Source organism: Helicobacter pylori SA213A (assembly GCF_000476275.1).
Classification (GTDB): Bacteria; Campylobacterota; Campylobacteria; order Campylobacterales; family Helicobacteraceae; genus Helicobacter; species Helicobacter pylori_CL.
This window is the reverse complement of record NZ_CBOM010000001.1, coordinates 227,531-251,124: the sequence shown is the minus strand read 5'-3', so window position 1 is coordinate 251,124 and position 23,594 is coordinate 227,531. Positions and strand designations below refer to the sequence as shown.

Below are 23,594 nucleotides of genomic sequence, written 5' to 3'. Positions count from 1 at the left end.
ATCTAAAATTTCTATAAATTCTTGGTTGTGGGTAGTCATAAACACTTGCAAATTACCATCTTTATTATTATTGATAAAATCAATAATATTTTTTAACAATAATCTCATGCGAGAAAAATGCAAGCCATTCTCCACTTCATCAATATAAATCGTTTTTGCGTTATCAGCCATAAAAGCACTTACAATGTGCAAATATTTCTTCAAACCATCGCCAAATGCAGATAGTGGGAGTTTTTCTTTGACATTTCTCACTTTTAATTTGAGTTGGTTGTTGGTGTTAAAGCTAATAGATTGGATATTGTTATCAAATTGATTAAGATGTTTATTTAATTCTTCTTCTAATTGGTTGTTACTGCAAATTTTACTCACCGCTTGAATCATATGAGCTTGCCTGTAAGCAGCATCGCTAGGTATTATGGTAGCGCTTTCAAAGGGTAAAAGTTTTTGCAATTGACTGGGTTCAAAATTCTTAAATTGCCTGTTGTAGCCTGACTGATTAGGAATTGGTGGGAAATTAGGAATTTTAGCAATATTTAAGTGATCGTTATAAATTTCCTCATTATTTTTTTTAAGAGTGAAATTAAGCTGAGAGGGCATTTGAGTTTGTTCTGCTGTAGGTATTATTTGCGACTCTATTACCTTTTGTTTTTCATTGGCTATGAATTTTATTTGTAAGTCTAAGGTTTGATTGTTGTCTAAAGTTGTGGTGATTTGTATTTTTTTCTCGGTGCCTAAACCATAAAACATTAAGCTTTTTGATTCTGATGTTAAAGGCTCTTTGCGTATATTGTCATAAATTTCTAATACATTAGTGCATGGGTGCATGGATTTACCTACCAAATAATACAACGCCTCTAACAAATTGGATTTACCCACATTGTTCCCACCAGTAATAATGTTGAGTTTGGTAAAACCATCAATTTGAGTGTCCTTAAAATTCTTAAAATTTTTGATGCGAACAGACTGAATCATTGAACCCCTTTATCCAAACAAAAATTGACGCTAAATTTTGGCATTATAGCGCATGCAATTACGACAAAATTTTAAAAGAACTTGAGAACAAACGATCTGATGGAATCGGTTCATCTCTTTTCGTTCAAAAACCTGACCCATTCGTCTCTATCAATCAAAAGCACTTCGTTAGCTTGAGCCAGTTTTTGAGCGGCTTGCGTGAAGTAGCTGTTGGTGATCACGCAAGCTTTTTCGCAAGCGTAGTAAGCTTTAGAAGAGACCACCTCCTGAATGGCTTTGGGCGAAACTTTATGCGAGTAGCGTTTGGCTTGAACCGCCCATTTGACGCCATCTTTTTCTACAATCAAATCCGCTCCATAATCGCCGCTTTTTTGAGTGATGCTCACTTCAAAACCCTTTGAAGTGAAAAAGATTTTAGAATATTCTTCAAATTCAAAGCCGTTCATGGCGTCTATTTTTTGCAAAATGCGTTTGAGTTGGCGCTTCTTATACGAAGAAATAACGCCTTGAAAAAGCACTAACATGGAAAAAACGCCAAGAATTGCCAACAATTTTAAAAGCAAATCATTAGCCGAGACAGCTAATTTCAATTCTAGGGCTTTTTCCAACAAAACATGCCAAGCTAAATAAATCCCTACCGAAAACAAAATGACAAAAATAAAAAATAAAATCTTTTTCATGCCTTAAAGCCACTCTGCATTTTCTATAGCGTTCAAACGCTTTTCTAAACCCTCCATAAGAGAATAGTAAGCCTTATTAAGGGCCTTGATTAAAGCGTTATGATAGGATTTGTCCTCTTGGGAAAAAAGAGAGGGGTTATCGCCCAAACGATTAGCGTAATAAACAGGCACGCTGAAAGCGGTGGGAATCAAAAGGGTGTCAAACGGGCAAGCGGTTTGCGGGACGCATTCTAAAATCAAGCTCGCTTGAAGGTTTAAAAACCGCATGACAGATTTTGGGTCAGCGTTAGGCTCAATGGTCTTTTTAAGCCTTTCTTTAATGGCTTTTAAATCCTTAGGACTCTCTTCAAAAGAAAAAAAAACATTGCCCGAAACATTGAAAGTGAAAGCGCTTTTATCTTTTAAAAAATAAGCGATTTGTTGGGTGAGTGCTTTTTTAAATTCTTTTTGGTAAAAGGGTGGCACAAAATGAGCGTTAAAAAAGATTTTAGGGGGGGTTAAAGTGAAAGCGGTTTTTAAAGCGCTGTTTTTGGGGTAATCTTTATATTTTAAATGGAGCGTCGTTTTGTTGAAAAACTGACACCCTAGTAAAATAAAAGCAACACCAACGCTTAAAACCCTTAGCATTCTATCAAACGCCCATGCTCTAATTTCACATGCTTAGTGGCTAATTTAAGCGTGCTTGGGTTGTGCGAAATGAGAATGATCAAGCGGTTTTGTTTCAATTCTAAAATGCTTTGTTTAACGCTCTCTTCTGTGTGATTGTCTAAAGCGGAAGTGGCTTCATCAAAGATTAAAACTTGAGCGTCTTTATACAAAGCTCTTGCAATGGCGATTCTTTGGCGTTGGCCGCCGCTAAGATTAGCACCAAATTCATCTAACACGCTCTCTATCCCATGAGGCATTTTTTCCACAAAATCTAAGGCTTGAGCTTTTTTTAGGCATTCTTTGATTTTTACCTCATCAATTTCTAAACCATACGCCACATTTTCAGCCACGCTCCCGTTAAAAATAAACACCCTTTGAGTGACAACGCTAATCTTTTCTCTCAAGGATTTTTGAGTGATGCTCTCTATTTTTTGATCATTGATGAAAATTTCGCCCTGGCTTGGCTCATAAAGGCGTAATATCAGATTCACTAATGAGCTTTTACCGCTCCCGCTTTCGCCTTTTAAAGCGATGATTTCATTTTGTTGGAATTTCAAGCTAATATCGCTTAAAACATAACGCTCTTGATTGTCTAGTGCATAAGCCAGCCATACCTTTTTAAATTCAATGGTGTGTATGGCGTTATCTAGCGTCAATTCCCCATCAACAATAACCGGCTCTCTTTCTAAAATCTCATGGATCCTGTCGCTAGCGACTAAGGCTTCTTGAAAATTAGAAACGATCCTAGTTAGGCGTTTGATCGGCGTATAGAGCATAAAAAGGGCCGTGATGAAAGAAAAAAACGCCCCCACGCTAATATGGCCCCTAATCACTTCATTCCCCCCTAAATAAATCACTAACGCTATAGCGATTGAGCCTAAAAACTCCATTAAAGGCGAAGAAATTTCAGCCACAGCGATATTTTTGGTACCGATTTTAAAAAACGCTTCATTTTCTTTCACAAAAGCCTTATGCTCTAACTTTTCGCCATTAGAGATTTTAATCGCTTCCACATTGTTAAAAACCTCACTCAAACGAGCGGTGATTTTGGCGTTACTCTCTTGGTGGGATTTGGCGAGTTTTTTAACCTTACGAATGATTTTACTAATAGGAATGGCCGCTAATGGCATGATCACTAGCCCCACTAACGCCAATTTAGGGCTTTGATAAATGACCACCCCCACTAATCCAATAATCGTTAGCCCTTCTCTTATGCTCTCTGAAAGGTAATTAGACAAACTCGCTCTGATCAAACCTATATCGTTGGTGATCCTTGCGATCAATTCGCCCTTTTTCGTCCTGTTAAAAAAATCCATTTCCATTTTGAGAAGGCTTTCTAACATGGTGTTGCGTATTTTTTTGACAATATCAAGCCCAATAAAGTTAGTGAAATAAGTGCCTAAATACATGCCCCCACTCTTGCCCAAATACGCTAAAATCACTAAAAAAGGCAAGATTTTGAGCATGTGAGTGTCTTTATTGATAAAAATTTCATCTAAAGTGGGCTTGACTAAATAAGTCCCCCAAGCCGTGCTTAAAGCCACCACTAAAGAAGAAAATAAAACCACTATAAAACTTTTATAATGCTCTTTAAGGTATTTAGAATAACGCTTGAAAAAGAGTTTCAAATGCTTAACCTTTGGATTTGATTAAACTTGTATTATAGTGTTTTTATTAAGGGATTTTTAACGCTTTAATAAACAGCTTAAAGCGATTGGTTAGAATTTAGCGCTAAGAGTTGTCATCAAATGGCTTCTGTCTGAATAAAGCGCTTTAGAGCCGGGCGTGGGCCTGTAACTCCCTACCGTAAAGCCTGAATGCGTCATCACGCCCAAATATTCTAATTTCACGCTCGCTGTCAAACTCTTACTGATCTTATAGCCCACATTAACAGCCGCGCTCGCTTCATTGGCTAAAGTGCCGCTAGTCCAACGCCATAAAGTCCCCCACAGCCACTTTTTATGCACGCCCCCACCAAAAACCCAACCAGAGACGGCATCAGCGGTTACCACATGGCTTAAGGCTTGCCCTATATCATAAACGCTATTGGTCCAAAAATCAATGCCTAAAGGGTTTCCTGTCGTGCCTATGTAAGCGTTTGCGTTTTTCCACACTTTATAAAACGCTCCCCCAAAATTAAATTCATTGTAATCAAATCGTTGCCTAATGAGCAAGCTTTGCCCAGCAGTGCCAGCTTTCACAGCGTAACGATAAGTATCCCTTCTTAAAGGGGCATGGACAGGGAGCAAAATATAAGCTTTTGTTTCGGATCTAAAGCCCACGCCATCAAAATTAGGGTTACTATCATAGCCTACAACCACCCCAGGGCTATAATAAGTCCCAGGCGAAAATTGGAAAAAAGGGCTGACGCTAATTCCTTTTCTTTCATAAGTGTAATTCACTAAATGGATACCATAATTTAGAGTGCGCCCGTTTTTAACCACGGTTCTTGGAGAGTAAAAATCATAAATCCACTCCCCATAAGCGAACGCCCTACCCCATGAGCTAAACCACCATAGTTTATGACTCCCCTCATTTTTATCCTTAACTTTAGCGCTGATTTCAAAACCTTGCGTATAGCCGCTCATATAAGGAGCATTAGATTGATAACGCCCCCCTTTAGCTAAAAAAATATCTTTATAGCGGTATTCTAAAAAAGCGTTATTCATCAAGTAATTACGGCGGATTTTATTAGCCCTAGCGTTCCCGCACGCTATAGAATCAATCACCTTGCCATCAGAACCAAGCGCGCACTCATGGATACTCGTGCCATCAAGCAAGGCTCTTTTACCCCCTAAATAGCCATCCCAATAACCGATGTAATTATAAATAACCGATCCACCTTGATTGAATTTCGTGCTATCATAAGCGACCCCTCCTAGCGTGCCGCCGACTTTTCCCTCTAAAACATGCCCTTGATCTTTAAGGCCTTTGGATAAAAAATCCGCATAAATATTGCCCTGACCTACAGCGGTTACAAAAGTCTCTGTAGGATAAATCCCCCTAGCTATGTCAATCTTTTTTTTATTAAAGCCAACTTTAGAAAAGGACTCCGCTGAAACTTCAATTTTATAATCAAACGCTTGCAAAGAAGCGCTTAAACTTAAAACATATAACCCGCAAAAAACTTGATTCTTTAAAGGCGTGCTATTTTTCATTTTTTTCCTTTTAATAACCAATACATCTTAAAGACTACAATTCTTAACTGATCTAAAAACAAAGAAGCATAATCAAGCTATTTATTTACTTTTAATTAACTCAACTATTTTAGATTATAACGAAATTTTTTTAGTTTCATCATAAAATGAGATAAAGTAAATTAAAACTTAATCAAATTGGGATTTTTACGCCGTTTTACAACCAAACCCATTTTTAATACAAAAGTTCTCGTATTGATTTTAAAAAATGCCAAAAAGCATTTTTAAGTTTGACAATCAATCTAATAGCAAAAACTCCAACACCGCCATGCGCATTGCCACGCCATTTTTGACTTGCTCTAAGACTTTAGAACGCTTGTCTTCTAACACCGTGCTTTCTATATCAATATCCCTATGCACCGGGCCTGGGTGTAAAATAATGACCTCTTTATTTTTAGCACGAGCCTCTAGGCGTTGTTGGGTGATGCAATAAGCGTTGCCGTAATCTTTCAAGCTCGCAAAAATGGGTGCGTTGTGCCGTTCGGTTTGGGTTCTCAAACTCATTAAAATGTCTGCAAATGCTATCGCTTCTTCAATGTTGTGCGTCGTTTTTAAAGAAGTGGTAGGGAGCATGGAGCTTGGAGCACACAGCATGATCTCAAGCCCTAGCCTTTGGAGCAATTTAATGTTACTATTAGCCACTCTGGAATTTTTCACATCGCCTATGAAAGCGATTTTCTTCCCTTTTAGATTTTCTAAACTGCCAAAATGCTGATAAAGGGTGAGCAAATCTAATAACGCTTGGGTAGGATGAGCGCTCACACCGCTTCCTGCGTTAATTAAAGGGCATTGTGAAAATTCTACCAATTTAAAAGGCGCGCTTGAAAAGGCATGCCGTGTGATGATAGCATCAGGCTGCATGGCATGGATATTTTTAAAAGTGTCTATTAAAGTTTCACCCTTTGAAGTGGAGCTTGTTTGCATGTTTAATTTCACCATTTTCGCCCCTAACCTTAGGCTTGCGATTTCAAAGCTAGACACCGTTCTAGTGGAATTTTCAAAAAATAAAGCCACGATGATTTTATTGTGCATTTTTTCTTTCGTTTCTAAAGATACGGCGTTAAAATCGTTCGCATAAACGCTCGCTTTGTTCAATAAAAGCTTGATTTCATCTAGGCTTAAATCGCTGGTTTGGAGCAAGTGTCGGCATTTTTTTGGCATAAAACCCCCTTTTAGTTATAATACAGATTTTATTTTAGCTAAAAATGGCATGGGTTTTAGCAAGGAATGGGCTTGAAAAATCTCTCAACACTTCTGGTGTCTTTATTCTTTTGTTTAGGGTGTGTGAGCAATTTTAATGAAGACACTTACACGCTAGACTTAGTGTTAGAAAAAAAAATCCAAGCCAGCAGGAAAGGCGAAATCACCCAAAATAATGTGCCTATCATCACGGCTATCGCTACGCATTTAAACGATGTGGATAGCGGCACTTACTATGATCATGAGTATTTTTTAGTGGAGATTTTCACGCAAAATAACGACTGGATAGATGATGGCTATATTTCTTATGAACTTTTTGGCACAAAACCTACAGGCTCAGAGCCTTTATGGGTGCGAGAAATCACAAAAGATGAATTTGATGGCATTTTAGAAACCACGAACCGGTGGAGTCGAGCTTTTTTGCTCGCTTTTGACAAATTGGATTATTTAGCGGTACAAGAAGCCAAATTAGAGCTTGATGCCTATAATTTAGGCAAAATTGTTTTTAATTTCGCTTATCAAGTCCCCTTGCCTCAATTTTAATGCGCTTAGATTACGCCCTATTCAACCAGCATTTAGCAAATAGCAGAGAAAAAGCTAAGGCGTTGGTTTTAAAAAAACAGGTTTTAGTCAATAAAATAGTGGTTTCTAAACCCTCTTTTATCGTTAAAGAGAGTGATCAAATTGAACTCATCGCTCCCAATCTATTCGTTAGTAGGGCTGGGGAAAAATTAGGGGCTTTTTTAGAAGATCATTTTATAGATTTTAAAGAAAAGGTTGTTTTAGATGTGGGAGCGAGTAAGGGAGGCTTTAGTCAAGTGGCTCTTTTAAAAGGGGCTAAAAAGGTGCTTTGCGTGGATGTGGGGAAAATGCAATTAGATGAAAGTTTAAGAAACGACCAACGCATAGAATGTTACGAAGAATGCGATATTAGAGGGTTTAAAACGCCAGAAAAAATTGATTTAGCGCTTTGCGATGTGAGCTTTATTTCTCTATATTGTATTTTAGAAGCGATTTTGCCTTTAAGCGGTGAATTTTTAGCGCTTTTCAAACCGCAATTTGAAGTGGGCAAAGCAGTAAAACGCAATAAAAAGGGGGTAGTGATGGATAAAGAAGCCATTTTGAACGCTTTAGAAAACTTTAAAAACCATTTAAAAACAAAGGATTTTCAAATCTTAACGATCCAAGAAAGCTTAGTGAAAGGGAAAAACGGGAATGTTGAATTTTTTATCCATTTCAAGCGAACCTGAGATTAAAAGCCTAGCTATCGGTAAATTTGATGGCTTGCATTTAGGGCATCAAGCCCTTTTTAAGGAATTAAAAGATCCCAAAGCCCTTTTAATCATAGAAAAAAAGCATTACACTAAAGGCTATTTAACCCCCCTAAAATACCGCGCCAAACTCGTGGGCATGCCTTTATTTTTTGTGTATTTAGAAGAAATTTCACAATTAAACGCCCTAGATTTTTTAGAGCTTTTAAAAAAGAAATTCCCCAACTTAGAACGCCTAGTCGTAGGCTATGATTTCAGGTTTGGGCATGGGAGACAAAATGACGCTTTATTTTTAAAAGAGCGTTTTGAAAAAACCATTATTGTGCCTGAAGTGAAAGTCCAAAACATTAGCGTGCATTCTAAGATGATCAAACTAGCCCTAAGTCATGGTGACTTACTTTTAGCTAACAAGCTCTTAGGCCGATATTATGAAGTGTGTGGGGAAGTCATTAGCGATCAAGGTTTAGGGCATAAAGAATTAGTTCCTACTTTAAATATCAAAACTAAAGATTTTATCCTCCCTAGCTTTGGGGTGTATGCGAGTTTAGTGAAAATAAAAGATCCAATTTATCAAAAAAGCGTGAGTTTTATAGGCAACCGCTTAAGCACGGATCAACATTTCGCCATAGAATGCCATGTTCTTGATACCATCATAGAAAACCCACCCAAAGAAATCGCTTTGCGTTGGGTTCAAAAAATACGAGACAACATGCGTTTTTCTTCGTTAAAAGAGCTTAAAAATCAGATCCAACAAGACATCTTAACAGCCAAAGAGATTTTGAGATAATTTGTGTTAAAATGGCTTTCAAAAACCTTAAAAATGGAAAAATTTGATGCGATTGAGTAACGCTGACTTGGAACGATTAAAAAGCATGGCGAACACGCTTCGTTTTTTATGCGCGGACATGATAGATAAGGCTAATAGCGGGCATCCGGGCGTGTGCTTGGGATTAGCTGATGTGATGGTGGTTTTAAGCTTGCACCTCAATCTCAACCCCACTAACCCTAAATGGCTCAATAGGGACAGGTTGGTTTTTAGCGGAGGGCATGCGAGCGCGTTAGCTTATAGCTTGTTGCATTTGTGGGGCTTTGATTTGAGCTTAGAAGATTTAAAGCAGTTCAGGCAATTGCACTCTAAAACCCCAGGACACCCCGAATTGCACCACACCGAAGGCATTGAAATCACAACAGGCCCTTTGGGGCAAGGTTTTGCTAACGCTGTGGGCTTTAGCATGGCGAGCCAATACGCTCAAAACCTTTTAGACAAACAAGCCATTTCTCATAAAGTCTATTGCTTGTGTGGGGATGGGGATTTGCAAGAAGGCATTAGTTATGAGAGCGCTTCTTTAGCCGGGCACCTTCGCCTTGATAATCTCATTGTGATTTATGACAGCAACCAAATCAGCATTGAAGGCGCTATTAATATTAGTTTTAGCGAACAGGTTAGAACGCGTTTTTTAGCGCAAAATTGGGAAGTGCTAGAATGCGATGGGCATGACTATCAAGCGATTCATAACGCTTTAGAAGAAGCCAAAAAATCCCATAAACCCACGCTTTTAATCGCTCATACGATTATTGGTAAGGGGGCTATTGGTTTAGAGGGGAGTGAAAAAACGCATGGCTCGCCTTTAAATAAAGAAGTGTTAAAACAATCCAAAGAAAACGCTCAAATCAATCCTAATGAAAGCTTTGTCATTAGTCCAAAAAACAAAATGCATTTTGAAGAAGTGAAAGTTAGGGGCGTTAGCTTAGAGGCCTTATGGGAAAAATCCTTAAGCCCTAAAATAAAAGAAAAAATCCATGCGTTAAAGAATTTTGATTTTAACACCATCCATTACCCTACCTTTAAAAAAGGCGAATCTCTAGCCACGAGAGTGAGTAACGGCATGATTTTAAACGCTATCGCTAAAGAATGCGAGGGCTTTTTAGGGGGAAGCGCGGATTTAGCCCCCTCTAATAACACGCATTTAAAACATTCTGGCGATTTCCCTTTAGGGCAAAATTTGCATTTTGGGATCAGAGAGCATGCTATGGGGGCTATCACTAACGCTTTGGCGGCTTATGGCTTGTTGGTGCCTTTTTGCGCGACCTTTTTTGTGTTTAGCGATTATTTAATGCCCAGCATTCGTTTGAGCGCTTTAATGAAATTAAAAGCCCTTTTTATCTTCACGCATGACAGCATTGGCGTGGGCGAAGACGGGGCGACGCACCAACCCATAGAGCAATTGAGCCATTTACGCGCTTTGCCCAATTTCTATGCTTTCAGGCCCAGCGATGCTTTTGAAAATACGGCTTGCATGCAAGTAGCGTTAAGTTTGAACGCTCCTAGCGCTTTTATTTTATCGCGCCAGAATTTACCCGTGCTTGATGAGGTCTCTAAAGAGCAGGTTTTAAAAGGGGCGTATGTTAAACACCATTCTAAAGATCCCATTATCACGCTGGTTGCGAGCGGGAGCGAAGTGTCTTTGGCTTTAGAGAGCGCTAAAATGTTAGAGCGAGAAAATATCCCCACTCAAGTGGTGAGCACGCCTTGCTTTGATTTGTTGATAGAGCAAGATGAAAGCTATCTTAAAGAACTTTTTAAGGGTAAAGTTTTAGTCATTGAAGCGAGTCGCGCGATAGAGTGGTATCGTTTTGCGGATAAAATCATTGGCATGGATTCTTTTGGGAGTTCGGCAAAGGGCGATAAACTCTTTGAAAAATTTGGCTTTAGCGTTGAAAACATCACCGCTCAAGCTAAAAGGTTGCTCAACGCATGAACTTAGAAAAACTTTTTTTAGAAAAAACCCCCTTGTTTGTTTTTAGCTCTACTAGGCGTTTAAAGCATTTCTATTTAGAGCAAGGCGAAGGGTTTTTGCCTAACGCGATGAGCATGGGGAGTTTTTTTGAGCAGGCTTTTTACATCCCTAATAAAAAGAAAATCCCTAAAAGCGTGCGCCAAATTTTAATGATAGACACCATCAAAACGATCGCTAAAGAAAAAGGCTCTATCCTTAAAGGGCTTTTGCTTTTTGAAAACAGCTTTTTAGGGTATTTGGAAAGCACTTCTTTTTTATTTGATTTGTTTGATGAATTAAGCTCTGCTTGCATCAAACTCAACGAACTTTCTTCTAAAGACATTTACCTGGATTATGAAAAACATTTAGAAATCTTAGAAATGATTTATGATCGCTACATCAAAAAGCTAGAAAAACTAGGCTTTTATGACAAAATCATGCAAGAAAAGCCCGCTATTTTAAAGGAATTTTTTAGTCATTTTTCCTCCATTGAATGGCATTTAGACGGCTTTATGAGTGTTTTTGAAAGGCAATGCTTGCTAGAAGCCGCTGAGTTAGTGCCTATCACTTTACACCTATCTTGCGATAAATACAACCAAAAATTTTTGGAATTTTTAAACCTCAAATTAGAGACAGATTGCGATTATTCCATTGACTTTAAAACCCAAAAGATCCTTTCTCAAACCCCTAATAATCAAAAAATAGAGCCAAAGCTTTATGCAAACTCTAGTTATTTAAAACAAAGCGCTTTAATTTTGCAAACCATAGAAGAATATTTGCAAAAAGATAACGATCCTAATAAAATGGCGATCATCACGCCCAATGCGGATTTTTTGCCTTTTTTAAAGCTTTTAGACAAAAACAATAATTTGAATTTCGCTATGGGTTTAGGGGCTAAAAATTGCTCTTATTATACAGAGCTTGTAAAAATCTTAGAAGATTCAGAAAACAATGATGGTAATTTGAGCGCTTCTGCGTTATTGGATTTAGAAAACCTCACGCTCTCGCTTTTAGAAGAACAAAGCTCTAAAGAACAAGCATCATTAAAAGAAACGCACTCTCAAATCATGCACCAGTACCATCTTTTAGAAGACACGCTTAAAAACTATAGTTTTAAGGATTTATTGCATTTGTATTTGCAAGAATTTGAAGCTAACTTCCGTTTAGATGATTCTAGTGGGGGTAAAATACGAGTCATGGACACTTTAGAGACAAGGGGCATGCAATTTGATAAAATCGTTATTGTGGATTTTAATGAAACCTGCGTGCCAAGCCTTAAAGATTGCGATTTGTTTTTGAACTCTGCTTTAAGAAAATCGCTCAACCTCCCCACTTTATTAGATAAGAAAAATTTGCAAAAACACTATTACTACCAGCTCTTTAAAAACTCTAAAGAAATAGCACTTTCTTATATAGAGAGTGAAACTTCAAAAGCCTCTAACATGCTTTTGGAATTAAATTTGCATATAGAGCCTATCAAAGACGCTTACACGCTTTTTGCACCAAGTCCTTTAAAAGACTACCAAGAAGAAGAAATCAAAGCCGCTATCCCTAAAGATTTTAGCTTTAGCGCTAGCTCATTAAACGCTTTTTTAACTTGCAAGCGCCGTTTTTACTACCACTACATGAAGCGATTCAAAGAAAGCCCTAAAGACGAAAGTAATAGTGCTGTGGGCAGTTTGCTCCATGAACTTTTAAAAGAAGCTTATGAAAAAGACAAAAACCCCTATACATTAGAAGAGAGGCTCATTTGGCTGTTAGAAACAAGAGAAAACATTACCCCTAAAGAGCGTTTAGACACTCTTGTAGCGCTCAAAAAAATCCAGGCTTTTTACCTTAAAGAAAAAGAACGCTTTAATACAAAAATCAAAATCCTTGATCTTGAAAAAAGCTTTGAAACGATTATTCAAGGCGTTATTTTTAAAGGGCGCATAGACAGGATTGACAAAACGGCTGACAATGAAATTATTTTATTGGATTACAAATTCAAAAACGATTTGAAATTAGACAATATGAGCGAAAAACAACGAAAAAGCTTAAGACCCATAGAAATCGCTCAAATCAGCACCGATTATCAAATGGCTATCTATGCGTTTGCTCTTAAAAATTTAGGCTACAAAGAGCCTATAAAAGCCTTTTTTTATGATTTGAGAAAGGGCGAGTTGCTAGAAGAAGACGAGCTTGTTTTACAGGCTAAAATGGATCATTTGGAATTTTCTCTTATCCCCAAACTCAAGCAAGAAATTGATTTTGAAAAAACTTTAGAGGTTAAAGATTGTGAATACTGCTCTTTTAAAGACATGTGCAACCGATGAAATCTAAAAAACTTTATTTAGCTTTAATCATAGGGGTTTTATTAGCGTTTTTAACCCTATCTTCATGGCTGGGTAATAGCGGTTTAGTGGGGCGTTTTGGGGTGTGGTTTGCCGCACTCAATAAAAAATATTTTGGGTATCTTTCATTCATTAATTTACCCTATTTAGCGTGGGTTTTATTCCTTTTATACAAGACTAAAAACCCTTTTACAGAAATCGTTTTAGAAAAAACTTTAGGGCATCTATTAGGCATTTTATCTTTGCTCTTTTTGCAATCTAGCCTGTTGAATCAAGGGGAAATCGGCAACAGCGCGCGTTTGTTTTTACGCCCTTTTATAGGGGACTTTGGGCTTTATGCACTGATAACGCTTATGGTAATTATTTCTTATTTGATTTTATTCAAACTGCCCCCTAAAAGCGTTTTTTATCCTTATATGAACAAAACACAAAACCTTTTAAAAAAGATTTATCAACAATGCTTACAAGCCTTTAGCCCTAATTTTAGCCCAAAAAAAGAGGGTTTTGAAAACACCCCACCAGATATTCAAAAAAAAGAAACCAACAACGACAAGGAAAAAGAAAATCTCAAAGAAAACCCTATTGATGAAAACCACAACACCCCTAACGAAGAATCGTTTCTAGCGATCCCTACCCCCTATAACACGACTTTAAACGATTTAAAGCCACAAGAAGGCTTAGTCCAAATTTCCTCCCACCCCCCTACCCATTACACCATTTACCCTAAAAAAAACCGATTTAATGATTTGACTAACCCCACTAACCCCACTTTAAAAGAAACTAAACAAGAAACCAAAGAAAGAGAACCCACGCCTAAACAAGAAACTCTTACGCCCACCACGCCCAAACCTATTATATCAGCACCCATCATGCCCGCACCTGCGCCCAACGCAGAAAATGACAACAAAACAGAAAACCAAAAAACCCCCAACCACCCCATAAAAGAAGAAAGCCCACAGGAAAACCCACAAAAAGAAAATCAAAAAGAAAATATAGAAGAAAAAGAAAATCTCAAAGAAGAAGAAAAAGAAACACAAAACGCTCCAAGCTTTAGCCCACTAACCCCCACAAGCGCTAAAAAACCCGTTATGGTTAAAGAATTGAGCGAAAATAAAGAGATATTAGACGGATTGGATTATGGCGAAGTAGAAAAACCCAAAGATTATGAGCTTCCCACCACGCAATTATTGAATGCGGTTTGTTTGAAGGACACTTCTTTAGACGAAAACGAGATTGATCAAAAAATCCAGGATCTATTGAGCAAACTGCGCACCTTTAAAATTGATGGCGATATTATCCGCACTTATTCAGGCCCTATTGTAACCACTTTTGAATTCCGTCCAGCCCCTAGCGTTAAGGTGAGCCGCATTTTAGGCTTGAGCGATGATTTAGCGATGACTTTATGCGCTGAATCCATCCGCATTCAAGCCCCTATCAGGGGTAAAGATGTCGTTGGCATTGAAATCCCTAACAGCCAAAGCCAGATTATTTATTTAAGAGAAATTCTAGAGAGCGAATTGTTTCAAAAATCCAGCTCGCCTCTAACTCTAGCTTTAGGCAAAGACATTGTGGGTAACCCTTTCATCACGGATTTAAAAAAGCTCCCTCACTTGCTCATTGCCGGCACAACAGGAAGCGGTAAGAGCGTGGGCGTGAATGCGATGATTTTATCCTTACTTTATAAAAACCCCCCCGATCAACTCAAATTAGTGATGATCGATCCCAAAATGGTAGAATTTAGCATTTATGCGGACATCCCTCATTTGCTCACGCCCATTATCACCGACCCTAAAAAAGCTATTGGGGCTTTACAAAGCGTGGCTAAAGAAATGGAACGCCGGTATTCTTTAATGAGCGAATACAAGGTTAAAACCATTGATTCTTATAATGAACAAGCTAAAAACAATGGCGTTGAAGCGTTCCCCTATTTGATTGTGGTGATTGATGAATTAGCGGATTTAATGATGACAGGAGGCAAAGAAGCGGAGATTCCTATCGCTAGAATCGCTCAAATGGGGCGAGCGAGCGGCTTGCACCTCATTGTAGCGACCCAACGCCCAAGCGTGGATGTCGTAACCGGCTTGATTAAAACCAACTTGCCTTCAAGGGTGAGTTTTAGGGTAGGCACTAAGATTGATTCTAAAGTGATTTTAGACACTGATGGGGCGCAAAGCTTGTTAGGAAGGGGCGATATGCTCTTTACCCCCCCAGGAACAAACGGGTTAGTGCGCTTGCATGCCCCCTTTGCCACTGAAGATGAAATCAAAAAAATCGTGGATTTTATTAAAGCCCAAAAAGAAGTGGAATATGATAAAGATTTCTTGCTAGAAGAATCGCGTATGCCTTTAGACACCCCTAACTATCAAGGCGATGACATTTTAGAAAGGGCTAAAGCGGTGATTTTAGAAAAAAAGATCACTTCTACGAGTTTTTTACAACGCCAATTAAAAATCGGCTACAACCAAGCCGCTACCATTACTGAGGAATTAGAAGCTCAAGGCTTTTTATCCCCAAGAAACGCCAAAGGCAACAGAGAGATTTTGCAAAACTTTTAGGCTTTGTTTTCATTGGATATTGGCAATAAAAACATTATTTTTAATTTTTAAAAGTTACCGCTTGCTTTTCGCAAGCTTTTTATGATTGATTTTAAAAATGCCTGTGTGCATTTTTTAGGCTTTACCACCAATCCTTTATTAAAAACAAAAACTTTTCTCAATGATACAAACGATACCAACCTTTCATCTATTAATCAAATATTATCTGTGGTTTCCCTAACTCCTAGTAAAATTACCTAAAAATTTCATGTTCAAGGATAGCCATGAGCCCCCAACCCGCCACTAAAAAACCCTTAAAATCCCTTTTAGCCGCTAGTTCAGGTAATTTAGTGGAATGGTATGACTTTTACGCTTATGCGTTCTTAGCGCCTTATTTCGCTAAGGAATTTACCCACACCAATGACCCCACTTTAGCGCTCATCTCAGCTTTTTTGGTTTTTATGCTAGGGTTTTTCATGCGCCCTTTGGGGAGTTTGTTTTTTGGTAAATTGGGGGATAAAAAGGGGCGTAAAACTTCTATGGTGTATTCCATTATCCTTATGGCGCTAGGCTCTTTTTTGCTCGCATTGCTCCCCACTAAAGAAATCGTAGGGGAATGGGCGTTCTTGTTTTTATTATTAGCCAGGCTTTTACAAGGCTTTAGCGTGGGAGGAGAATACGGCGTGGTCGCTACTTACCTCTCTGAATTGGGCAAGAATGGTAAAAAAGGTTTTTATGGCTCTTTCCAATATGTAACTTTAGTTGGAGGGCAACTCTTAGCTATTTTTTCGCTCTTTATCGTTGAAAATATTTACACGCATGAGCAAATCAGTGCGTTCGCTTGGCGTTATTTATTCGCTTTAGGGGGTATATTAGCCCTACTCTCGCTCTTTTTAAGAAATATCATGGAAGAAACCATGGATAGCAAAACAACTTCCAAAACCACTATTAAAGAAGAAACCCAAAGGGGCAGTTTAAAGGAATTGCTCCACCATAAAAAAGCCTTAATGATAGTCTTTGGGCTAACTATGGGAGGGAGTTTGTGTTTTTATACTTTTACGGTGTATTTAAAAATCTTTTTAACCAACAGCTCATCATTCAGCCCTAAAGAAAGCAGTTTCATCATGCTTTTAGCACTCTCTTATTTTATCTTCTTACAGCCCTTATGCGGGATGCTTGCGGATAAAATCAAACGCACCCAAATGCTGATGGTTTTTGCTATCACAGGGCTTATTGTAACGCCTGTTGTCTTTTATGGTATCAAGCATGCCACTGGCGTGTATGAAGCCCTATTTTATGAAATACTCGCATTGAGCAGCATGAGTTTTTACACTTGCATTGCTGGGGTCATTAAAGCGGAATTATTCCCTGAACATGTGCGAGCGCTTGGCGTGGGTTTGGCCTATGCGATCGCCAATGCGCTTTTTGGAGGGAGCGCAAGCTATGTAGCGTTAGAGTTCAAACAACATGGTTTTGAATGGGGGTTTGTGGGCTATGTCATGTTGAGTATTGTTATCTTTATGGTTATGGTTATCATATTCCCTAAAAAAACCTATTTGGAATGAATCTGTTTTTATTTAATTTTTGCTATAATTTTTCCTTTTAAAAGGATTATTCGCATGCAAAATGGGTATTATGCGGCCACAGGTGCTATGGCGACACAATTTAACCGCTTGGATTTAACCTCTAATAATTTAGCTAACCTAAACACCAACGGCTTTAAAAGAGACGATGCGATTACAGGCGATTTTTTAAGGCTTTACCAACAATACCGAGAGCAACTGCCCTTAGAAGATGAAACTAAAGCGAGCGCGAAGTATTTAAACCGCAATCTCAATCGTGTGCCTATTTTATCAGAAATCTATACCGATAGGAGTCTTGGCGCGTTTGAAGGAACGCATAACCCCCTAGATTTTGCCCTAACAAGCCCTAACCTCTATTTTGCGATACAAACTAATGAGGGCGTCGCTTATACCAGAGACGGGCATTTTAGCGTTGATAAAGACGGCTTTTTAGTTACTCTTAATGGCTTTAAGGTGCTTTCACGCTCTGGATTGAACGAAAAAGGAGGGATCATGCTCATGCCTGACGCTGAAATTGAAGTGGATCAAAATGGCGGAATCACTTTTAGGGATAATGAAGCCCAAATTCAAGCGGGCGCGTTAGCTTTAGTGAGTTTTAGCGAACCTAAAAACCTTAAAAAAATAGGGCAAAACCTTTATACTTATCAGGGCGAAGGCGTCCATCAAGTCTCTGACTCTGGCGCGTTAAGGCAATATATGCTAGAAAAAAGCAATGTCAATGCGGTGCGCGAGATGAGCGCTTTAATTGAAATCAACCGCTTTTTGGACATGTATTCTAAAGTGCTAAAAACCCATCAAGATGACATGAACGCTGAAGCGATCAACAAACTCGCTACAAAAGCTTAAACTTTTGGCGATTTTAAAATCCATAGGAGGGTTTTTGCGATACCCTAACTCCCTGATAATGCTTTTTAAAAGCCTTGTTAATCTTTTTTATATAGGATTAGTTTTAAAAGAGTTTAAAGAATTAAATGCCTTTTCTTTTGTAATCGCTTGCAAAGTAGACGGTAACGCAAGCTTCTCTTTATTTCGTAGTTTATAGCCGCTGACTACTCAACGATAATTCAATTTTTAATTATTTCGTTTGTTGTTTAAAACGCTCTTTATTGTGGTATTCTGTAAGCAAACGCCCCCATTTTTCTTGTTATGGCTCTTGTGTTTTAAGCTCGTTTGTGATAGGATATTCTCATTAAGGTTTGAGACGCTATAGTCGGTGTCATCTCTGTAATGATTAGAGAGTGTCGGCTTGGTTTCTAATTCCCTTAATGTTTTTATCGCCCCAATCAAGTTTTTTGATTACCCACTTGATTATCAGTATCCATTTTAAGATAGAGCCATTCCAAAAGCTTGTAAAAATTTTCTTTCTGCTTCCACTAAATTAGGGTTTAAGAGCAAGTCATTTTTTAAAGCGCTTGTATAGGCGGTGTGTGAGCGAAAACTTTTGTTTTTTAAGTCCAATTTGATTTTATCTTTTTGGCTGAAACAATCTTCAATATTTTTGAAATTTTTAAAACTATCATCGCAATCATTGAGTTTTAGAATGTTGAGCTTATTCTTTAATTCCTTATTCAACTCTTCGCATGCCTTACCCCTTGTATCCCCATCCACTAATAGCGTGGTGTTTGGCTCTTCTTGAACTAAAGTTTCTAAAATTTGTTTCATTTGTGGCTTTTTTGATTCTTTTAAATCATCATTCCCTAGTCCGTTAACGGGTAAAAACACGATGTTTAAAAACGCCATGTCTAAGGAGATCTTTTTTTCTTGTTCATAGAGCAATTTAAACGCGCTCAAATAATTGTAATCGCTAATGCCTTCTACAAACAAAAGGCGATCGTTTTTATTGAGAATCTTATGACTCACGCCTAAAGATTTTTTAATGGTTTTCAATGCCCCATTATCGCCCAAATCCACAGATGAAAAATGACGAATGCTAACGCTTTGCAAAGACTCTTCATTATGGCGTAAGACTCTCAATTCATTTAAATGATTCATATCCACTAAAAAGGGATCATGGGTTACCAAAACAAAAGTAACTCCCACTCTTTGCCCAAACTCTTTTAAAAATTTCCTACACTCTTTGCGAGTTGGCACAGAAAGGTTTGAGCCCATTTCATCCATCAAAACAATGGCATTTTTTTTAAGGAATTACCAAATAAAAGGCCAAAAAACAAATTGAAAAACCATTTAAACCCATCGCTTTGATCGTCTAAATGCAACACTTCTTTTTGTTTGTTGGAATCTTTTTTAAAAAGCGATAGAGAAATATTGTGTAAGTCCAATCTAAAATCAAATAAATACGACCATTTTCGGTTTTGATCTTTTTGAAAATAAAGCCTGTTAAATCTATTGGTAATTTTAGAAATAACTTTTTCTTTGATCTCATCTTGCAACTGTGTCAAATAACCAATGTTTCCGCTCGCCTTTGAATAACTTTTCTTAACGCTTGATAAATTCACACCAATAGCTTTAAAAAACGCCCTAAAAAAGACACTTTTTTCCAATTCTTCTGGCTTGACAATCAAATCCTTATGTTTGAAACGCTTTTTGTTATCGTAGTAAATCACTTGAGGGAAGCGAGAGATTTTAGACACATCTATGGGTTCGCTATTCAATAAATCATCTACGCTTGTGTAAATTGCAGGTTGGTTATTAGAAACTTGTTCTAATTCATTGGTGGGTTCATCAGATTCTATTTTGAGAAAACCATCATCGTTGATAAAACGCCAGATAGTGATTTGAGAAAATTTTAAATCAGACAAACTTCTGCGGTTGTAGTAGTCATTTTTAAGCCACACTTGAACGATTGGGAGCAATTTTTCTTTGAAATTTTTAAGGATTTCATTTTATCTTCTAGGGTTGTCTTTGCAGTTAAATCTTGAATCATTTTTTCTAACCAAGCACTTCTAAACTTGGTTTTAAGATTATCGCAAAAATCACTCCTAAAATTTTGCACATTTTCTTCCCACAACGCCTCGAATAAATCTCTCATGTTAGAGATGACTTGAGAAGGCAATTCATTTTGAATGTTATTAGGGATGCAAGAGATGGTTTTATTATACCTATTGTATAGGTCTAACAATCTTCTCTCCTTTTCCTTTATGAGATCATCTCGGTGTGGGTATAAACTTCAGCACTCTTCAATAGCCTTTTCATAAGACAACTTGTCTTCTTCGCTTAACAAATCATTGTTAAGGGCTTTATAGCAAACACCTTCAAGCAAATCAACCTTTGCAATACTCTCATCAAAAGTGATTTTTGAAGAACTATCTATGGTTAAAGTCATTTCATTTTGGAGTATTTTATCTTTAAGGGTGCTTAATTTTAAAGAACTTATCGATTCTTCATAGCCCACATAATTAGGGGTGCAGTTTTTCTTAAATTCATTTACATGCTCGCTAAAACACCCTAAAGCTTTCAATAAATTGCTTTTACCGGTATTATTCTCACCTAGAATAATAACCAAACCGCCCAACTTATCGCCATTAAACGAATTGTTAAGATACAGCCTTTCATCTTTTTCTTGCTCGTTTTGAACACCAATATTTTTATAATTCTTGACCTCTAAGTAGCGCGTGGTTACTTTTAAAGGCTCTGCATCGTTACTATTGTTGGGGGGGGTAACTTGCGCCTTGTTTGTATTCTCTTCTTTTTTGTTGTTATGATGATTGCTCATGTGGATTTTTCCTTTCTTGGCTCGTTTTTAAGATAATTCAAGCGGATTTTTTTCATCCGTCTCTCAAGCTTGGTTAAAACTCTTCATTATATCTAAATTTCCAACCACTGCTATTAATTTAGATTAAATGAACCCCACCTTTAATATAGTTATTTTATTTGCCCTATTAAGTGGTATTCTAAAATGCTTTTTTGCTTCCTCTCGCATGCCTTAAACTCTAAATGCTTTAAGGGGTTAGCGATAGATAAAAGATAGGGTTTTTCACTCAAATTCAATACCACTACAAGCACATAATCATGGCTATACGCTTGCGCTTGATCGTATTCTTTTTGGGTCAATCTCAATGTTCCCTGCTTTTCTCTAATCCCCTTAACTTCCACTAAAAACGCTTGCTTGTTGGTTTGAATATAGAAGTCATACCCATCGCCAAAAAGACGCATGTCTTTTAAATGCCCACAAGAAAACACTTCTATATTTTTATAGTGGTTTAAAAAATACAATTCGGCTTCTAAACCCGTTTCTTGCATGCTTTTATAGCGGGCTTTAAGGTAAGCGTTAGGGGTAATGCCTAAATCTTTGATTCCGTATTGTTCTTGCAAAAACCATTTCACAATATGGCTAAAACCCTTAACGCTTTCATTTCCAAACAAACTATCAATCCATAATTTTCTATGGATATATGCATCGCCTTTTTGCCACCAACCTTTGCGTTTGTTAGGAAAAAAATAATCAAATAAATCCATGCGATTTTTGATAACACCAATCGTGTCAGCCAAGCCAATTTGGACGCAATATTCAAAAAAAGTATTTTTAATAGAAAAACCAAATTCTCTAATAAAGTCATTATCAAATTTCGCCAAAGCATAGCCTATGAGATTTAAAATTTCATAGTTCTTATGTTTTGCCATAGAAGCTAAACGCCCTAATCAATCTTTAATATCGCTAAAAACGCTTCTTGGGGAAGCTCCACCTTACCGATAGCCTTCATGCGTTTCTTGCCCTCTTTTTGCTTTTCTAAGAGCTTTCTTTTTCGTGTAATATCGCCCCCATAGCACTTAGCCGTTACATTCTTACCGACAGATTTGATCGTCTCTCTGGCGATGATTTTATTCCCCACGCTCGCTTGGATAGCGACTTCAAAAAGCTGTCTTGGGATAAGCTCTTTCATCGTTTCCACTAAAGCGCGCCCCTTTTCATACGCCTTATTTTTATCTATAATGATAGAAAGTGCATCCACTATATCGCCTGCAACCCTCACATCTAATTTCACCAAATTAGCTTCTCTGTTTTCTATGGGCTCATAATCAAAGCTCGCATACCCTTTCGTGCAAGATTTGAGCTTGTCATAAAAATCCATCACAATCTCATTACTAGGCAAGGAATAAGTGAGCATGACACGAGACTGGTTTAAATACTCCATTTTTTCTTGAATGCCTCTTTTATGATTCAATAATTGCATTAAATTACCCAAAAATTCGCTAGGCGTGATAATCGTCGCTCTCACGAAAGGCTCTTTGATGCAAGCGATATGATTTTCAGGGGGTAATTCGCTAGGGTTTTGGATGTATTTGATACTATTATCCGTCAAATGCACTTCATAGACCACCGTGGGAGCGGTAGCGATTAAGTTAAGGCTAAATTCCCTCTCCAGCCTTTCTTTGATCACCTCCATATGCAATAGCCCTAAAAAGCCCACCCTAAAACCAAAGCCAAGCGCTACTGAGCTTTCAGGCTCAAAATTCAAAGCGCAATCGTTAAGCTGGAGTTTTAATAACGCTTCTCTCAAATCTTCAAACCGGTCCGTTTCTATAGGGTAAAGCCCCGCAAACACAAAGGGTTTAGCCGGCATAAAGCCTTCAATGGGTTTAGGGGTAGGGTTTTTAGCGTCTGTGAGCGTATCCCCTACCGCAATATCAGTAACGCTTTTTAGCCCCAAACTCACAATGCCAATCTCGCCGCATTCTAAACTCTTAGTAGGGATTTTTTTCAAAGGGTTAGGGTAGTATAGCCCTAAAACGCCGTGTTTTTTACCCGTTCCCATCACTAGAATTTCTTGCTCTGTGTTGATATTCCCATCCATGATACGCACTAACGCTAACGCCCCTAAATAATTATCAAACCATGAATCATAAATGAGCGCTTTTAAAGGAGCGCTAGCATCACCGCTAGGGGCAGGAATAGTGGTAATGATTTTTTCTAACAAATCCTTAATGCCAATTTTAGCTTTAGCGCTCACTTCATTAGCGCTAGAACAATCAATCCCTATCGTGTCTTCTATATCCTGTTTGACTTCCAAAACATTCGCATTCGGCAGATCAATCTTATTGATCACCGGTAAAATTTCTAAATTGTTATCTAATGCGATATAAGTGTTGGCGATGGTTTGCGCTTCCACGCCTTGAGTGGCATCTACCACCAATAACGCCCCTTCGCACGAACACAAAGAGCGAGACACTTCATAACTAAAATCCACATGCCCTGGGGTGTCAATGAGGTTTAAAACATAATCCTCCCCCTTAAAAGTGTAATTCAAGCGCACGCTTTGAGCCTTAATCGTAATGCCTCTTTCTTTTTCAATATCCATAGTGTCCATCACTTGGCTCGTCATTTCTCTGTTGCTGATAGCGTTGCATTCAGAAATCAAACAATCCGCTAAAGTGCTTTTACCATGGTCAATGTGAGCGATAATGGAAAAATTGCGGATATTTTTCATTGGCGTAGGCGTC

The 23,594-nt window shown here is 38.0% G+C and carries 17 protein-coding genes and 1 pseudogene; 8 read left to right on the top strand and 10 right to left on the bottom strand.

What is annotated here, in order from left to right:
• The 6 genes from QT74_RS01215 to pyrB all read right to left on the bottom strand — a co-directional run.
• On the bottom strand, positions 1 to 972 hold a 972-nt coding region (locus tag QT74_RS01215), incomplete at its 3' end, for an AAA family ATPase (RefSeq protein ID WP_033763970.1).
• Positions 973 to 1,082: 110 nt separating this feature from the next.
• Positions 1,083 to 1,652, bottom strand: a complete 570-nt coding sequence (locus tag QT74_RS01210) for a restriction endonuclease (RefSeq protein WP_033763967.1) — start codon at positions 1,650 to 1,652, stop codon at positions 1,083 to 1,085.
• Between the two features lie 3 nt (positions 1,653 to 1,655).
• The gene (locus tag QT74_RS01205) at positions 1,656 to 2,279 is read right to left on the bottom strand and encodes a neuraminyllactose-binding hemagglutinin family protein (protein WP_033763965.1); all 624 of its coding nucleotides are present in this window, start codon (positions 2,277 to 2,279) and stop codon (positions 1,656 to 1,658) included.
• Positions 2,273 to 3,928, bottom strand: a complete 1,656-nt coding sequence (locus tag QT74_RS01200) for an ABC transporter ATP-binding protein (protein ID WP_033763962.1) — start codon at positions 3,926 to 3,928, stop codon at positions 2,273 to 2,275. Before QT74_RS01200 ends, QT74_RS01205 begins: the two co-directional genes overlap by 7 nt.
• A 90-nt stretch (positions 3,929 to 4,018) precedes the next feature.
• Positions 4,019 to 5,458 carry an outer membrane beta-barrel protein HofB gene (gene hofB / locus QT74_RS01195; protein ID WP_033763960.1) on the bottom strand — a complete coding sequence of 480 codons (1,440 nt, stop codon included), beginning with the start codon at positions 5,456 to 5,458 and terminating at the stop codon, positions 4,019 to 4,021.
• A 276-nt stretch (positions 5,459 to 5,734) separates the two neighbouring features.
• Positions 5,735 to 6,658: an aspartate carbamoyltransferase gene (pyrB, locus tag QT74_RS01190; protein ID WP_033763958.1), complete on the bottom strand. Its 924-nt coding sequence runs from the start codon at positions 6,656 to 6,658 to the stop codon at positions 5,735 to 5,737.
• 66 nt (positions 6,659 to 6,724) lie between these two features.
• On the opposite strand from pyrB, the gene QT74_RS01185 reads away from it, so the two are divergent.
• The 8 genes from QT74_RS01185 to QT74_RS01150 all read left to right on the top strand — a co-directional run bounded on the left by QT74_RS01185 (position 6,725) and on the right by QT74_RS01150 (position 18,041).
• Positions 6,725 to 7,240, top strand: a complete 516-nt coding sequence (locus QT74_RS01185; protein WP_033763957.1) for a hypothetical protein — start codon at positions 6,725 to 6,727, stop codon at positions 7,238 to 7,240.
• Complete coding sequence (gene tlyA, locus QT74_RS01180; protein ID WP_033763955.1) at positions 7,240 to 7,947, top strand: 23S rRNA (cytidine-2'-O)-methyltransferase TlyA; 708 nt, start codon at positions 7,240 to 7,242, stop codon at positions 7,945 to 7,947. The genes QT74_RS01185 and tlyA overlap by 1 nt, the downstream gene beginning before the upstream one ends.
• The gene (locus tag QT74_RS01175; protein WP_033763953.1) at positions 7,913 to 8,755 is read left to right on the top strand and encodes a bifunctional riboflavin kinase/FAD synthetase; all 843 of its coding nucleotides are present in this window, start codon (positions 7,913 to 7,915) and stop codon (positions 8,753 to 8,755) included. Before tlyA ends, QT74_RS01175 begins: the two co-directional genes overlap by 35 nt.
• Positions 8,756 to 8,801: 46 nt before the next feature.
• Positions 8,802 to 10,727 carry a transketolase gene (gene tkt, locus QT74_RS01170; RefSeq protein WP_033763951.1) on the top strand — a complete coding sequence of 642 codons (1,926 nt, stop codon included), beginning with the start codon at positions 8,802 to 8,804 and terminating at the stop codon, positions 10,725 to 10,727.
• Complete coding sequence (gene addB / locus QT74_RS01165; RefSeq protein ID WP_033763948.1) at positions 10,724 to 13,060, top strand: ATP-dependent deoxyribonuclease AddB; 2,337 nt, start codon at positions 10,724 to 10,726, stop codon at positions 13,058 to 13,060. The genes tkt and addB overlap by 4 nt, the downstream gene beginning before the upstream one ends.
• Complete coding sequence (locus tag QT74_RS01160; protein WP_033763946.1) at positions 13,057 to 15,633, top strand: DNA translocase FtsK; 2,577 nt, start codon at positions 13,057 to 13,059, stop codon at positions 15,631 to 15,633. The genes addB and QT74_RS01160 overlap by 4 nt, the downstream gene beginning before the upstream one ends.
• Positions 15,634 to 15,896: 263 nt before the next feature.
• On the top strand, positions 15,897 to 17,177 hold the full coding sequence (locus QT74_RS01155) for an MFS transporter (RefSeq protein ID WP_033763944.1): 1,281 nt from the start codon (positions 15,897 to 15,899) through the stop codon (positions 17,175 to 17,177).
• A gap of 54 nt (positions 17,178 to 17,231) precedes the next feature.
• Positions 17,232 to 18,041 (top strand): flagellar hook-basal body protein, encoded by an 810-nt coding sequence (locus QT74_RS01150; protein WP_033763943.1) that lies wholly within the window; start codon positions 17,232 to 17,234, stop codon positions 18,039 to 18,041.
• Between the two features lie 225 nt (positions 18,042 to 18,266).
• On the opposite strand, the gene QT74_RS08060 is transcribed toward QT74_RS01150, so the two are convergent.
• The 4 genes and pseudogenes from QT74_RS08060 to lepA all read right to left on the bottom strand — a co-directional run bounded on the left by QT74_RS08060 (position 18,267) and on the right by lepA (position 23,581).
• Positions 18,267 to 18,482: a hypothetical protein gene (locus QT74_RS08060; protein WP_080247113.1), complete on the bottom strand. Its 216-nt coding sequence runs from the start codon at positions 18,480 to 18,482 to the stop codon at positions 18,267 to 18,269.
• Between the two features lie 36 nt (positions 18,483 to 18,518).
• Positions 18,519 to 20,667, bottom strand: a pseudogene (locus tag QT74_RS08645) (AAA family ATPase).
• A gap of 350 nt (positions 20,668 to 21,017) precedes the next feature.
• Entirely contained in the window at positions 21,018 to 21,776 is a 759-nt protein-coding gene (locus tag QT74_RS01125; protein WP_033763935.1) for a protein NO VEIN domain-containing protein, read from the bottom strand.
• Between the two features lie 14 nt (positions 21,777 to 21,790).
• Entirely contained in the window at positions 21,791 to 23,581 is a 1,791-nt protein-coding gene (gene lepA / locus QT74_RS01120; RefSeq protein ID WP_033763996.1) for a translation elongation factor 4, read from the bottom strand.
• Positions 23,582 to 23,594 lie beyond the last annotated feature (13 nt).

What these genes read in the sequence shown, in the direction of transcription:
- QT74_RS01125 (WP_033763935.1), bottom strand. Translation starts at nt 21,776, where the DNA reads ATGGCAAAACATAAGAACTATGAAATTTTAAATCTCATAGGCTATGCT.
- addB (WP_033763948.1), top strand. Translation starts at nt 10,724, where the DNA reads ATGAACTTAGAAAAACTTTTTTTAGAAAAAACCCCCTTGTTTGTTTTT.
- QT74_RS01155 (WP_033763944.1), top strand. Translation starts at nt 15,897, where the DNA reads ATGAGCCCCCAACCCGCCACTAAAAAACCCTTAAAATCCCTTTTAGCC.
- tlyA (WP_033763955.1), top strand. Translation starts at nt 7,240, where the DNA reads ATGCGCTTAGATTACGCCCTATTCAACCAGCATTTAGCAAATAGCAGA.
- QT74_RS01175 (WP_033763953.1), top strand. Translation starts at nt 7,913, where the DNA reads ATGTTGAATTTTTTATCCATTTCAAGCGAACCTGAGATTAAAAGCCTA.
- QT74_RS01160 (WP_033763946.1), top strand. Translation starts at nt 13,057, where the DNA reads ATGAAATCTAAAAAACTTTATTTAGCTTTAATCATAGGGGTTTTATTA.
- QT74_RS01205 (WP_033763965.1), bottom strand. Translation starts at nt 2,279, where the DNA reads ATGCTAAGGGTTTTAAGCGTTGGTGTTGCTTTTATTTTACTAGGGTGT.
- pyrB (WP_033763958.1), bottom strand. Translation starts at nt 6,658, where the DNA reads ATGCCAAAAAAATGCCGACACTTGCTCCAAACCAGCGATTTAAGCCTA.
- hofB (WP_033763960.1), bottom strand. Translation starts at nt 5,458, where the DNA reads ATGAAAAATAGCACGCCTTTAAAGAATCAAGTTTTTTGCGGGTTATAT.
- QT74_RS01150 (WP_033763943.1), top strand. Translation starts at nt 17,232, where the DNA reads ATGCAAAATGGGTATTATGCGGCCACAGGTGCTATGGCGACACAATTT.
- lepA (WP_033763996.1), bottom strand. Translation starts at nt 23,581, where the DNA reads ATGAAAAATATCCGCAATTTTTCCATTATCGCTCACATTGACCATGGT.
- QT74_RS01210 (WP_033763967.1), bottom strand. Translation starts at nt 1,652, where the DNA reads ATGAAAAAGATTTTATTTTTTATTTTTGTCATTTTGTTTTCGGTAGGG.
- QT74_RS01185 (WP_033763957.1), top strand. Translation starts at nt 6,725, where the DNA reads ATGGGCTTGAAAAATCTCTCAACACTTCTGGTGTCTTTATTCTTTTGT.
- tkt (WP_033763951.1), top strand. Translation starts at nt 8,802, where the DNA reads ATGCGATTGAGTAACGCTGACTTGGAACGATTAAAAAGCATGGCGAAC.